This is a genomic window from Herbaspirillum sp. GW822-FHT03A08 (genome assembly GCF_058801885.1).
This window is the reverse complement of record NZ_JBXANR010000001.1, coordinates 955,688-969,319: the sequence shown is the minus strand read 5'-3', so window position 1 is coordinate 969,319 and position 13,632 is coordinate 955,688. Positions and strand designations below refer to the sequence as shown.

Below are 13,632 nucleotides of genomic sequence, written 5' to 3'. Positions count from 1 at the left end.
AACGGCCATTGTCGTCGCCGCAGGAGAGCAGGCGCATATCGGCAAAGAGGAAGGGCGCGCACAAAGCTTGGCCGGTAAGCGGTTTTTGGGTTTGACGCAATTTCATTTAATCGGGGAGTTTCAATGAAACATAAAGTCTTGGCTGCAGCGGCGCTTGCCGTAGTCGGCATCCAGGCAGTACCTGCACTGGCGCAATCGTCGGTCACGATCTACGGTCTGATCGATACCGGTCTGGTGGTCGAAGGCGGCGGCGCAGCAGGTCATGTCACCAAACTGACCAGCGGCATCAGCGGCGGTTCGCGCATCGGCTTCAAGGGTACGGAAGATCTGGGCGGCGGCATGTCTGCGCTGTTCCTGCTTGAAACCGGCTTTCAGAACGACACCGGCGCATTGGGTCAGGGCGGCTTGCTGTTCGGCCGTCAAAGCTATGTCGGCCTGGGCGGCGGTTTCGGTACGGTAACTGCCGGCCGCCAGTACACGCCGCAATACCTGGTGCTGTCGGCCGTCGATCCTTTCGGCACCGGCTACGCCGGCGACGCCGCCAACCTGATGCCGAATACCGGCAACGGCGCCAGCCGCATGGATAACACCATCAAGTACGCCTCGCCGAGCTTCGGCGGCGTGACCGGTGAACTGGCTTACGGCTTCGGCGAAACTGCCGGCAGCACCAAAGCCGCCAGCCAGATCGGTGCAGCCATCGGCTACGCCAACGGTCCGCTGTATGTCCGCCTGGGCTTCCACGGCCGCAACAACGACACGACCACCACTGAAACGGGATCGGGCCGCAGCACGCTGCTGGGCGCAACCTACAACTTCGGTCCGGTCAAGTTGCATGCCGCCTACGGTATCAACAAGGGTCTCAACAGCTCGCCGCTGCGCAACACGACCAACCCTTACGGCACCAGCGCCATCGTTGCATCCACCGACAGCGCCGACATGCTGGTCGGCGTGACCGTTCCGTTCGGCGTGCAGCATACCTTCCTGGCGTCTTACATCCACAAGGATGACAAGACCAAGCTGAACCAGGATGCGGATCAGTTCGCTGTGGGCTATCGCTATGCGATGTCCAAACGCACCGACCTGTACGCCATGTATGCCCACATCAAGAACAAGAACGGCGCGCCTTACACCGTCGGCAGTTCGATTGAAGCAGGTAGCGGCAACAGCGCCTGGAACCTGGGCATCCGCCACACGTTCTAGGCGTCTCTCCGGAGGCGGTGCTCAGGTGATGAATGCGTCCTGGAAAAACATTCATCTCCTGACGCTGCGTTCCGGGCCTGATTGCCGGCGGCTTTGAGATCTGTCTTCCGCACCCGGGCCGGTATCCCGGGTACGCGGATGGATTCTTTCTTGAGGAAAGTCGCCGGCCAGGTGAGTGCTGTGTGCTTGCGTCTCCGTATCTCTGTACTTGTGCATCGTGAAACATGAGGGGTAGCAAATGAAAAAACTGACTCACCTGAATATAGGACGGCGTCTGGGCCTCGGCTTCGGCATCGTCATCCTGCTGATGCTGGCGCTGACCGTGATCGGCGTATACCGCCTGAACCAGATCAACGGCAACATCCGCAGCATTGCCAACGATTCTTATCCGCGCACTGTGATGGCGAACACCGTCAAGGGAGCGCTCGACGAGACCGCACGCAGCATGCGCAACCTGCTGTTCATGAGTACCGTTGACGAGATCAAGGGCGAGCTGGACACCATTGCGCATGCCGGCAGCGTGATCGATGAGACCCTCATGCGCCTCGCAAAAGACACGAGTTCTGCGGAGGGCAAGCGCATGCTTGACGCCGTCAATGCTGCGCGCGGCCAATACACGCCGGCGCTGAATAATTTTCTGGCGGCGGTCAAGGACGGTCAGGTCGAGCAGGCGCGCGACCTGATCCTGCCGGAGATCGCTCCCTATCAGACGGCCTACTTCAAGGCGCTGGACAATCTGATCAGTTTTCAGGGGCGCGGCATGGAACAGGCCGGGCAAGAGGCCGAGCAGGTCTCCGGCGCAGCCAGCGTGCTGATGATCGCCATGGCAAGCATCGCCACCTTGCTGGCAGTGCTGGTCGGCTATTCGGTCATGCGCAGCATTACGCGTCCGCTCAATGCGGCTATCAATATTGCCGAGCGTGTCGCCGGCGGCGATTTATCGGTGCGTGTCGAAAGCACGGCGCAGGACGAAACCGGCAAGTTGCTGGCGGCGCTGCAAAACATGCGCGACGGCCTTGTCAGCGCCGTGACGCAGGTGCGTGACGGCTCCGATGCAATTTCAGTTGCCGCGCGCGAAATCGCCGACGGCAACGCCAACCTGTCGGCCCGCACCGAGCTGCAAGCCAGCACGCTGGAAGAAACCGCCAGTTCCATGCTGGAGCTGACCGATGCCGTCAACCACAACGCCGACAATGCGCGGCAGGCCAATCAACTGGTGCTCAACGCATCGCAGGTCGCGATGCAAGGCGGTGCAGTGGTCACGCAAGTCGTCAGCACGATGAAGGAGATCAAGGACAGCTCGCGCCAGATCGTCGAGATCATCAGCGTCATCGACGGCATCGCCTTTCAGACCAATATCCTGGCGCTGAACGCAGCAGTCGAAGCGGCGCGCGCCGGCGAACAGGGACGCGGCTTTGCGGTGGTGGCGGCGGAAGTGCGCGGACTGGCGCAACGCAGCGCTTCGGCAGCGAAAGAAATTGCCGGTCTGATTCAGAACTCGGTCAAGAAGGTCGACGCCGGCAGCGAGCTGGTCGATGCCGCCGGCAACACCATGCAAAACATCGTGCGCAGCGTGAAGCACGTGGCTGACATCATGGTCGAAATCTCCGCTGCGAGCGAAGAGCAGAGCGCCGGAATTCGCCAGATCAACGACGCCATCGAACAGATCGACGACATGACGCAACAGAACTCAGCGCTGGTGGAGCAGGCAGCCGCCGCTGCGCAAAGCATGCATGACCAGTCGGTTGCGCTGGGACGCGCTGTATCGATTTTTAAAACCGATCCGGGCAGCGACCCGGCAGCCGATGGCGCTGCACCGCTGGAATTGAAGACGCTGGAAATCCCCGAAACCGGCAGGCGTGGATTGCTGCGCATGGCATCGGCACGCCGCCTGCACGGCTGATGCGTATCCGATCCGTCCGCCATCGATCATCAACCGTTGTGAAACACAGACTGAACACATATTATGCCGACCGACAAAAAAAGCGTGAAGGCCAATTTCGCCCAGCCAGGCAACACCCGCAAGGTACCCATCGTGTCTTCACTGCACCTGGCCTCGGGAAGGAGCAAGGAATTGAGCGAATTCGAATTCGGCATGATCATCGCCGGCAATGCCTTCAACCGTTGGATAGTACGTTGCATCTCCGCCGCCGGCATGAAGGACATGACCCCTACCGACGTGCTGGTGCTGCATCACATCAATCACCGCGCGCGTGAAAAGAAGCTGGCCGACATCGCCTTCATTCTCAACATCGAGGACGCGCATATCGTCAACTATTCGCTCAAGAAACTGCATTCGCAGGGCCTCGTCAATACCGAACGGCGCGGCAAGGAAGTGCTGTATTCCACCAACGAGGCAGGGCAGGATCTGTGCAAGCGCTATTACGAAATCCGCGAGCGCCTGCTGGTGTCCGGTCTGACGGGCGACGACGCGGAGAGTTTCGAGCTGGCGGAACTGGCGCGCTTTCTGCGCATTCTTTCGGGCCTGTACGAACAGGCGGCGCGTTCGGCGACGTCGATGTAGATCAGCTCTTGAATCAGCTATTGATGCATTTCAGAATGCGCCGTGCCAGAGCGTCTATCGTCGCGTCGCTGTCGATATTGGTGAAACCCAGCAGCAGCGCCGGCGGTACGTGATGACTGACAGTGCGTTGCGACAAGGTGTGCGCATACATGCCGTCCTTGCGCATGGCATCCGCCAGCGGCTTGTCTGAGCGCCGTCCGCGCATACGCAGGATCAGATGCATGCCGCCGGGTTGCGGATCGACGCGCAGATATTTACCGAGCAGGCTGTCCAATCCTTCGGCAGCAATCTTGCGCCGTTCGCCATAGAGCTTGCGCATGCGTTGCACGTGACGGGCAAAATGTCCCTCGCCAATGAAGTCGGCGACGATGCTTTGCGTCAGCGCCGGGCTGCCGCTGAACATGGTCTGGCCGACGGTGGCGAAGCGTTCGATTTGCGATGCCGGCACGACCAGATAAGCGAGACGGATGCCGGGGAACAGTACTTTGCTGAAGGTGCCCGCATACAGTACACGGCCGTCGCGGTCCAGGCTCTGCAGCGCCGGCAGCGGGCGTCCGACATAACGGTACTCGCCGTCGTAGTCGTCTTCCACAATCCAGGCGTTGGCGCGCGAGGCCCAGTCGAGCAGGGCGAAGCGGCGCTGCAGCGACAGCGACACGCATAGCGGGCTTTGGTGCGCAGGCGTGACGATGGCCGCGCGCGCGCGCGACGCAGCCTGTACGCCAAAGGCAACCTGCAAGCCTTCGTCATCGACCGGCACCGGCACCGGCATCACTCCCGCATGCAGCAGCGCCTGGCTGGTCGGCAGATAGCCGGGGTCTTCGGTCCAGACTTTGTCGCCAGCCTTGAACAACGCGCCCGTGATCAGTTGCAGCGTCTCGCGATAACCGGAGGTGACAAACACCTGCTCAGGCGTGCACGCCACGCCGCGCGACAATTGCAGATAGGTGGCGATTTCGTTACGCAGCGCCGCCACGCCGGCATTGGGCGGATACGTCATGTCGCTCTGCGCTGTGGCGCGGATGGTGCGGGCCGCCAGCCGCGACCACAGCTTGCGCGGAAAGGCATCGAGCGCAGGCAGTCCCATCTGAAACGGCGGCGGCGGCTGTGCAGACAATCGGATAGTTGACGTTGCGGAAGCAGCAGGGTCATGGCGTAACGCAGGATCAGCTTGCCCGGCGTGCGCCGATGCCTGCCGCGTAACCTGCGCTCCCGGCTTCAATCCCAGCGTCACGATGGTGCCGGCCTGTCCGCGTGTTTCCACATAGCCTTCCGCGCTGAGCAGCGAATAGGCTGCCTCGATGGTGCCGCGCGCGACGCCAAGTTCTTCCGCCAATGCACGCGCCGAGGGAATGCGGTCGCCGGGCTTGAGCAACTGGTCAGCAATGGCATTGCGAAAGCGGGTGTAGATCTGCCGATAAAAAGGTTCGCCGGACGATAAGTGCAGGGGCGGCAGGGGCAACAGATCGCGTAGCTGGGATTTGATCATGGACTAGTCCATATGTTATTTCTTGGATCTGTGCATTATGCCATCGGATCGCTAAGATGCAGGCTCGATAGGTTTCAGTACAGAAGGAGAGCAAGCATGCAACAGAACCGGCCAGCCGCTGTTCAATCAGCAGACATAGGCGACCTCGCCTTGCGCCATGCCGATACGCAGGAGTCCTTGCGCGCCTGCTATGCGGTAATGCATCAGTTGCGGCCGCATCTGCAGGGCGAAGAGGATTTTCTTGAGCGCGTTGCCCGTCAGCAGACCCAGTCCTACCGTCTGCTTGCGGCATGGGACGGCGATCGGGCAGTCGCGCTGGCCGGTTACCGTTTTGAGGAAAATCTGGTCTATGGAAAATTTCTCTACGTCGACGATCTGGTCACCGCCGAAACCGCGCGCGGCAGCCGCTGGGGCGCGCGTTTGCTGGATGCACTGACAGTCGTGGCGGAGCAGGCGGGCTGCGTGCGGCTCGTTCTCGATACGGGATTGGGCAACGCGTTGGCACAGCGGTTCTATTTCCGTCAGGGATTGCTGACAAGTTCGATGCGCTTCGGCAAACCGATTATCCCAGCGAAGGCAAGCGCCTGAGCGCAGCATCCATCATCATTTTTAGAAGGAAAGTTTCATGAAATTGTTTCACGTTGACGCCAGCGCCAAGCGCGAATGGTCCAATTCGCGCGCGCTGTCGCGTCACTTTATCGATCTGCTGAAGCAGCAGCGTCCCGACGTTGAGGTTGACTACCTTGACGTGAGCGTGAATACACCGGCACACGTCGATGAACTTTTCACCATCGCCACCTACACGCCGGAAGCGGATCGCACGCCGGCCATGAAGCAAGCGCTGGAAGCTTCCGATGCCTTGTGCGCGCGCCTTCTGGCAGCAGACGCCTATGTGTTCGCCATGCCGATGTACAACTTCTCGATGCCTTCGTCTTTCAAGGCCTTCGTCGACAACATCGTGCGCACCAATCTGACTTACAAGATCGGCGATGACGGCAGCTACGTCGGCCAGATGGCGGACAAGGCATTGTTCATCACGACACGCGGCGCCGACCTGCGTCCCGGTACGCCGTTCAGCGCCATGGATGCATTGACGCCGGCGTTACGCGCCGCTTTCGGTTTCCTTGGGGTTGCCGCGCCGACCTTCGTCGATGCCCAGCCGCTGACGTTCAGCGCCGCCGAAGAACGCGAAGCTGCACTGGTGCGCGCCAAAGCGGAACTGGCGGCCATTGCCGGACAGTGGGCCGCAGTCTGAGGAAGTGACGCCGGGCGGGTGCCTGAATCAAGCGCCCGAGTTAAGCGCCTGAATTAAGCGCCTGAGTTGTGCGCGGGTTCCGTCTGCGTCGATGAAAAAAAGCGCGTCTGCTGCAGGCGCGCTTTTTTATCCGCAATGACTGGAACGACCCGCGGAAAACTAAGGTTTGGCGGGACGCGCCAGCCGACCCAGCGCCAGACGCAGTCCGCCGTGCAGCATGGTCGTCTCGGGCGAGTCGTGCAAGGCGGCCAGATATTTTTTTCTGAATTCGGGCTGGCTCGCATCGGCCGGGCCGATCAGGCCTTCCACTGCTTGTTTAAAGGCAGTGACGGAAGCGTCGTCGATGGGTTCTTTGTCGTCCAGCCGCTCGTCCAGCGCGACCATGAATTCCGAGAGAATGCGCAGCCACGCAAAATCAGGATGCATCGTCACCAGTTGCAGATGTTCGAAAGGGTTGCCGACATCGCCAAAACTCTTTGACTGATGATCGATCAGCTGCTTGTGCATTTTGCGCAGTTCCCTGGCGAGTTGCTGGAGCTGCGAACGGTTGCTGGTGTCGTCAGTGACGCTCATGTGGTCTTTCTGATGAAGGGTTTGGGGGGCGGGCAATGATACGCTGCTTGTGTCTGTGCTTCTGCCTGTGCTTGCCTGCGGCGGCTTGCTCTGGCGATCTGCAGCGGTTTTTCCAGCCTCGCTGCGTTGCCATCCGTATTCTATCCATGACCCGGCATTTGTGCATCCGGGCGATGATTTCGCCGCAAGGATGGGAACCGGAGGATTGGTGCGGCAGGATTGACGCCGGAGGCATTTCCGCCGATGCTGTCGCCCATGAATAAAAACCGACTCGAAGCATTCAGCGACGGCGTGATCGCCATCGCAATCACCATCATGGTGCTGGGCCTGCAAATGCCGCATGGCGCCGGCCTGGCGGATTTGCTCAAGCTGGTGCCGCAGCTGCTGAGCTATCTGCTCAGCTTTACCTACGTCGGCATCTACTGGGTCAACCATCATCACCTGCTGCAACCGGTCAGCCGCGTCAACGGCCGCATTCTGTGGGCCAATCTGCATCTGCTGTTCTGGCTGTCGCTGATTCCCTTTGTCACCAACTGGGTCGCCGAACACCATCGCGATCCGGTGCCGGTGGCTTCCTATGGTGCGGTGCTGCTGATGTGCTCGGTGGCGTTTCTGCTATTGCGGCGGGCATTGATCGCCAGCGAAGGCAGCGATTCGCGGCTGGCGAAAACAGCCGGAAACGGCCTGAAGAACTCCGCCTCGATTGTGCTGTACGGCTTGGCGATTCCTCTATCGGTCTGGAGCCCGCTCTCCGGTACGGCGATCTATGTCGTGCTGGCCGTACTCTGGTTCATTCCCGACCACCGGTTTGAAAATACGCCTTCTCGCCAGCCGTAAGCTATTCGCTTTCGATCTGCTGATGTACGGCAAGTATTTGCCTGCCGATCAGCCGCATTGCGCCTTGCCTTTTGACTAGTGTTTTGCACGTCCGGATGCGTCATTCTGTCCCCAGCAAGCTTAATTGGACAGATACCTTCTGGAGGCATGATGAAAACTACTGCAAAACGCCGGGAAATGACAATAGGAACGCGCCTGGGCATCGGCTTCTCGCTGGTGTTCCTGCTGATGATCGGACTGACCGTCCTGAGCATCATCGAAGTCAACGCCATCGAGAACCATCTGCGCACCATCAACGACGTCAATTCGGTCAAACAGGACTATGCCGTCGCCATGCGCAGCAGCATCCATGAACGCGCCATTGCTTTGCGCGACATGACGCTGGTGGATCAGGCCGGCTTGCCCGATGCATTGAGCGCCGTCACGCGTCTGGACGGTCAATACCGCGAATCGCAGGCGGCACTGGCGAGAGAGGTCAGCGACGGCAGGCACGCCGATACCGGCGAGCAAAATTTGTTCTCCGCCATCGACGCCGTCGAAGGACGCGCCATGCCGCTGGTGATGCAGGCCATTGCCATGCGCCAGGCGGGGCAGGCAGACCAGGCGCGCGAATTTCTGCTGAGCCGCGTCAAGCCTGAGTTCATCAACTGGCTGCAAGCCATCAACAATTTCGTTGCGGCCGAAGAGCACAAGAATCAGATCGAATCAGACAAGGCCAGACATCGCGCCGCCGGCTTTGAAGCCTTCATGGTGTTGCTGTGCCTGATCTCCATCGCCATCGGCACGATCGTGGCCATGCTGGTGGTTCGCCGTGTCAAACGCATCGTCGGCGCCGAGCCGTGGGAAGTGACGGCGCTGGCTCGTGCAGTCGACCGCGGTGAGCTTTATCGCCAGGCTGATGTCCCCGACACCGTATACGGCCGCGCCAGCATTATGGGTGCGTTGGCGGGCATGAGCCGTAATCTGAAGTCGACGGTGACGGAAGTGCGCCGCACCTCGGAGCAGGTCGCCGTGACCAGCCGGCAAATCGTACAAGGCAATCTGGATCTTTCCGAACGTACCGAGAACCAGGCCGGCTCCTTGCAGGTGACGGCATCCACCATGGAGCAACTGACCGCCACCGTGAAGAGCAATGCCGACAGCGCCGGTGAAGCCAATCGCCTGGCGGTGAGCGCCTCGACGATTGCAATCGAGGGCGGCGCCATTGTCGAGGAGGTGGTGCAGACCATGAATTCCATCGACGAATCGTCGCGCAAGATCGTCGACATTATCGGCGTCATCGACGGTATCGCGTTTCAGACCAATATCCTTGCCTTGAACGCCGCAGTGGAAGCGGCGCGCGCCGGTGAACTGGGCCGGGGCTTTGCAGTGGTCGCCACTGAGGTCAGAACGCTGGCGCAGCGCAGCTCGGCTGCTGCCAAAGAGATCAAGTCGCTTATCGACGACTCGGTGGCGAAGGTGGAACTGGGCAGCGAACTGGTCAAGCGCGCCGGCGTCACCATGAATGAAGTGGTCGGCAGCGTGCGCCACGTGACGGATGTTGTGGGCGAGATCAGCGCCGCCAGCGTCGAGCAAAGTGCAGGCATCGCCGAAGTCAATCGGGCAATCGCGCGCATCGACCTGGCGACACAGCAGAACGCCGCATTGGTGGAAGAGGCGACGGTCGCCGCCAACGCCTTGCGAGTGCAGGCCGATACCTTGAACCTCGCGGTCGGTTTCTTCAAGCTCGACGAATTCGAGGCCGAGACCATCATTGCGGAACAACAGATTGTGATGGTTCCGGCGGCGAGGAAGCCGAAGCAAGGTATGTCGATCCGCGCGCGCAGGCCGGCGCTGGGGATGCACGCGGTCGATATTTACTGATCAGACGGTATTCGCGCAGACATCAAGACATGAAAAGGTGGCACGCAAAGGAAGGACGCCGGAATGGCGTCCTTTTCCATTTGCGTGGCGATCTTGCATCCTCTGCCAGCGCCATCTGGCTACGCCTCGGGGCTATACCTTGGTATAGGAGGATCAATCCAAAGTGGCATGGAAATGCGATGAAGCGGCGACTAAGATGTGTTCAAGACAATTCAAGATCAGAAAAACAGGAGCATTGATGTCATGGATACCGCACCTCATTCCCGCCTTGTTCGCCTTGCTGCGGCACAAAGGAAGCATCCGTCCGGTCGCCCGGTCGCTGGTTCTTCAGATGTGGGATCAACTTTCGAACCAGCTTTCGATGCCGCGCTGGTCTTCGCGCAGCTGTTTGAGCAGCCGTCTGTCGGGCAAGCGTTGCCGCAACACGGATCTGCACAAGACGGCATCGCGCAGGAAAGATTGAAGCTGGCGCGTGATTTGCACGATGGATTTTTGCAGGACGTCACCGCCGGCTTGATGCAGTTGCGCGCAGCGCAGCGAGCGTTGCAGAAACAGGATCAATCGCAGACGGTGCCGGACAGCCACCTGGAACGCGCCATCCGGATCACGGAAGATACCGTCGCCGGCATGCGCCGGCGCGTCGGCGAGCTGCGGCAGTCGGCCTCCATTCAGACAACGCAGACTATGCCGCAGCCCCGTAACAGGCAGGAGCTGAGAGAGCTGTGCACCGCCTTGCACGTACGTCTGGTTCGCGCCTTGCAATACAGCGGCGTGGCGCTCGAATTTGATGCCGACGCCGGGGTGATGCTGCCGATGGAACGGGAGCCGTTGCATGAAGTGCTGCACATTGCCGGTGAGGCCGTCGCCAATGCGCTCAAGCATGGTTCGCCGGATCGCATCGTTTGCACGGTGCGTCATAGAGATGGCGTTGTGACGATTTCGATCACCGATAACGGCGGCGGTTTTCAGCCGGAGCAATCGGCGCGCGACAAACTTCCGTCCTTCGGCCTGGCGGGCATGAAAGAACGCGCCGCATTGCTATGTGGAAATCTGGATGTGGTCAGCACGGCTTCACTTGGTGTGACTGTCAGGCTGCAATTTCCGCATGCGCTTGTTGCGCATTGAACTGTTTGTGCATTGAACTACTGCATTTCCACCAGACCGTTATTTCTGATCGGAGCCATGATGACGAACCTCACTTCGCACGCAAACGCAAATGCAACTTCTGCTGAACCGATTTCCGTCCTGCTGGTCGACGATCATCCGATGATTCGTCTGGGCTTGCGCCAGATCATTGAGGACGAACCCTTGTTCCTGCTGGCCGGAGAAGCAGAGAACGGTGGCATCGCTGTCGAGAAATTCGAATTGCTGCGCCCCGATCTGGTGCTGATGGATCTGAACATGCCGGAAATGGACGGAATGGAAGCGATCCGCCGCATCCGCGCCATCTCACCCAAGGCGCACGTTGTGATACTGACTTCGCTCGATGGCGAAGAAGACATCTTCCGCGGACTGAAGGCCGGCGCGCGCGGCTATCTGCTCAAGGACGCACCAGCTGCGCAGATCGTCGAGTGCATTCTCACCGTCATGCGCGGCAACAAATACGTCAGTCCCTACATGGCGGGAAAGCTGGCCGCGCGTGTCGAGCATGACGCGCTTTCGGAACGTGAACTGGAGATTTTGCAGTGGCTGTCCGAGGGCAAGAGCAACAAGGAAATCGCCCGGCTGGCGCTGGTCACGGAAGGCACCGTGAAGTTTCACGTCAATAACATCTTGTACAAAATGTCGGCGGACACACGCACCGGCGCAGTGGTGAACGGCCTCAAGCGCGCGCTGATTACCTTGCACTGAACAGATGTCTGATGACACGCCCGGCTGCTTGTTTTCATCGAAAAGCGAGAGCGCCCCAGGCATGTTCTGCAATACAGTCTGGCGTCACGCGAGCGTCATCTGTACTCTTTCTGTCTTCATTTTTAAAGTACACAGTTTCCCTGAACTCCGCTTTGGATAAGGAATTGAGAGCGTAGAGACGTTGCGGTAAGGCGTTCTCATTCCTGCATAACTGTACTCCCCGTTCGTACGATGGTTTGTATGTCCATCGCATCGCGTCTTGCTTCTAGACTTGCTCCTGACAATGCAACCTGGAATGAAGACGTTCGCATCGAACATCTGTTCCCGGTTCATGCACGTCCATCGGGAGACTCAAATGAAGCCAGGCAATTTCTCTATTCGTGTTCGACTCGCAATGGCGTTCGCCTTTGTACTCTTCATGATGGCGGTGCTGATCGTCATCAGTCTTTTCCAGGTTCAGAGAATTTCCGCGATCCAGGAAAAGGTGATGGATGAGGACTGGGCCAAGCTGGATGCGATACAGACTGTTGATGGGGTGACTCGCTCCAATATGGGACGGGTCCTGTCTTTGTTCATCACTACCGATAAAGCCGAAATCGCGAAGATCAAAGGCGAAGTGATGAGCAATATTGCGATATCGCTCAAGGCGGTAGAGACGCTGGATCGCCTGGTCATGTCCGATGAGGGAAAGAAATATCTGGATGCAGTCAAGGAGGCCCGGCAGAAGTATGCGGCGTCCTATCTCGAGGTGTCGAAATTGCTCGATGCAGGCGACGATGCCGCGGCCGCATCATTGGCGCGCAGGCAGACCATGCCGTTGCTGGAGGCATTGCAGGCACAAATCAAGGTGCTGGTCGAGCATCAGCGCGATGTCGTCGCGAAGAGCCGGCTTGAGTCGCAACGCATCGTCAGTTCCGCCAGATTTGTGATGATTGCGCTGGGCGTCGCGACGCTGGTGCTGGCGACCCTGCTGGCGTGGTGGATCAGCCGCAGCATCACCCGTCCGCTGGCACGCGCCGTTGCTTTTGCGCGCACAGTCGCCGAGGGAGACCTGCGCCAGCAGATCATCGTGACCAATCGCGACGAGACCGGCCAGATGCTGCTGGCGCTTAAGGATATGAATGCCGGATTGGGCGACATCATTGCGCAGGTAGCGCAGGGCGCGCACGCCATCCTGCAGGCCTCGCAGGAAATCGCTCGCGGCAATATGGACCTGTCGGCGCGCACCGAAGCGCAAGCCAGTTCGCTGGAAGAAACGGCGTCGTCGCTGGAGCAACTTACCGGCGCCGTGCACCAGAATGCGGACCATGCTCGCGAGGTCAGCCAACTGGTCAGTTCCGCGGCCAATGCTGCGCACGAAGGCGGCCTGGCGGTCGGTCGCGTCATCGAGACGATGGCGGCCATCGACAAGACGTCCAGGCAAGTGGTCAACATCACGGCCATCATTGACGGCATCGCCTTCCAGACCAACATCCTGGCGCTCAATGCAGCGGTGGAAGCCGCACGTGCCGGCGAATCGGGACGCGGCTTCGCGGTTGTCGCCACCGAGGTCAGAAGCCTGGCGCAGCGCGCCGCCACGGCATCGCATGAGATCAAGGCGCTCATCGATGAATCCATGCAGCAGGTCGAGGCCGGCGGACGTCAGGTGGAAGACGCCGGGCGCACCATCGAAGACGTGGTCGCGCAGGTGCGTGGCATCAGCCGGACCATGGCCGATATTGCAATGGCGAGCAATGAGCAGAGTTCAGGTATCGACCAGATCAATCACGCCGTATCGGAAATGGATCAGGTCACTCAGCAGAACGCAGCGCTGGTGGAGCAAGCCGCTGCCGCTGCGGCGGCGTTGAGCGAACAGGCGACCGAGCTGGAACGCGTTGCCGGCCGCTTCAAGCTGGCGGAGGCCGTGGTCCGGCCCGCTCACCTATTTGCTCACTCATCTGCACATTTATCTGCACAGTTGCCGGCGCAGTCGCCAGCGCAATTGTCAACGCGATCCGTACCGCAGCCGTCGCTGCTGTTGCCGGAAAGCTTTGCCTGAGT

12 protein-coding genes are annotated in these 13,632 nt (G+C 59.9%); 10 read left to right on the top strand and 2 right to left on the bottom strand.

What is annotated here, in order from left to right:
• Positions 1-123: 123 nt before the first annotated feature.
• The 3 genes from AC1RN6_RS04460 (at position 124) to AC1RN6_RS04450 (ending at position 3,724) form a co-directional block, all read left to right on the top strand.
• On the top strand, positions 124-1,200 hold the full coding sequence (locus AC1RN6_RS04460; RefSeq protein ID WP_493003320.1) for a porin: 1,077 nt from the start codon (positions 124-126) through the stop codon (positions 1,198-1,200).
• Positions 1,201-1,438: 238 nt separating this feature from the next.
• Positions 1,439-3,103 carry a methyl-accepting chemotaxis protein gene (locus tag AC1RN6_RS04455; RefSeq protein WP_493003318.1) on the top strand — a complete coding sequence of 555 codons (1,665 nt, stop codon included), beginning with the start codon at positions 1,439-1,441 and terminating at the stop codon, positions 3,101-3,103.
• 63 nt (positions 3,104-3,166) lie between these two features.
• Positions 3,167-3,724, top strand: a complete 558-nt coding sequence (locus AC1RN6_RS04450; protein ID WP_493003317.1) for a winged helix DNA-binding protein — start codon at positions 3,167-3,169, stop codon at positions 3,722-3,724.
• 13 nt (positions 3,725-3,737) lie between these two features.
• On the opposite strand, the gene pdxR is transcribed toward AC1RN6_RS04450, so the two are convergent.
• The gene (pdxR, locus tag AC1RN6_RS04445; RefSeq protein ID WP_493003315.1) at positions 3,738-5,213 is read right to left on the bottom strand and encodes a MocR-like pyridoxine biosynthesis transcription factor PdxR; all 1,476 of its coding nucleotides are present in this window, start codon (positions 5,211-5,213) and stop codon (positions 3,738-3,740) included.
• 96 nt (positions 5,214-5,309) lie between these two features.
• Here pdxR and AC1RN6_RS04440 point away from each other — a divergent pair, with 96 nt between their 5' ends.
• Together AC1RN6_RS04440 and AC1RN6_RS04435 are read left to right on the top strand one after the other, a co-directional pair.
• Positions 5,310-5,801, top strand: coding sequence for a GNAT family N-acetyltransferase (locus AC1RN6_RS04440; RefSeq protein WP_493003314.1), 492 nt, complete (start codon positions 5,310-5,312; stop codon positions 5,799-5,801).
• Between the two features lie 37 nt (positions 5,802-5,838).
• Complete coding sequence (locus AC1RN6_RS04435; RefSeq protein ID WP_493003313.1) at positions 5,839-6,468, top strand: FMN-dependent NADH-azoreductase; 630 nt, start codon at positions 5,839-5,841, stop codon at positions 6,466-6,468.
• 159 nt (positions 6,469-6,627) lie between these two features.
• Here the strand turns inward: AC1RN6_RS04435 and AC1RN6_RS04430 are convergent, their stop codons facing one another.
• Entirely contained in the window at positions 6,628-7,041 is a 414-nt protein-coding gene (locus AC1RN6_RS04430) for a hypothetical protein (RefSeq protein ID WP_493003312.1), read from the bottom strand.
• Between the two features lie 255 nt (positions 7,042-7,296).
• Between AC1RN6_RS04430 and AC1RN6_RS04425 the strand changes: the two genes are divergently transcribed.
• From AC1RN6_RS04425 to AC1RN6_RS04405, 5 genes are all read left to right on the top strand, one after another.
• The gene (locus tag AC1RN6_RS04425; protein ID WP_493003310.1) at positions 7,297-7,878 is read left to right on the top strand and encodes a TMEM175 family protein; all 582 of its coding nucleotides are present in this window, start codon (positions 7,297-7,299) and stop codon (positions 7,876-7,878) included.
• A 147-nt stretch (positions 7,879-8,025) separates the two neighbouring features.
• Positions 8,026-9,741 carry a methyl-accepting chemotaxis protein gene (locus AC1RN6_RS04420; protein ID WP_493003309.1) on the top strand — a complete coding sequence of 572 codons (1,716 nt, stop codon included), beginning with the start codon at positions 8,026-8,028 and terminating at the stop codon, positions 9,739-9,741.
• Positions 9,742-9,984: 243 nt separating this feature from the next.
• Positions 9,985-10,866: a sensor histidine kinase gene (locus AC1RN6_RS04415; RefSeq protein ID WP_493003308.1), complete on the top strand. Its 882-nt coding sequence runs from the start codon at positions 9,985-9,987 to the stop codon at positions 10,864-10,866.
• Between the two features lie 57 nt (positions 10,867-10,923).
• The gene (locus AC1RN6_RS04410; protein WP_493003306.1) at positions 10,924-11,592 is read left to right on the top strand and encodes a response regulator; all 669 of its coding nucleotides are present in this window, start codon (positions 10,924-10,926) and stop codon (positions 11,590-11,592) included.
• A 355-nt stretch (positions 11,593-11,947) separates the two neighbouring features.
• Complete coding sequence (locus AC1RN6_RS04405; RefSeq protein WP_493003305.1) at positions 11,948-13,630, top strand: methyl-accepting chemotaxis protein; 1,683 nt, start codon at positions 11,948-11,950, stop codon at positions 13,628-13,630.
• Positions 13,631-13,632: the final 2 nt, after the last annotated feature.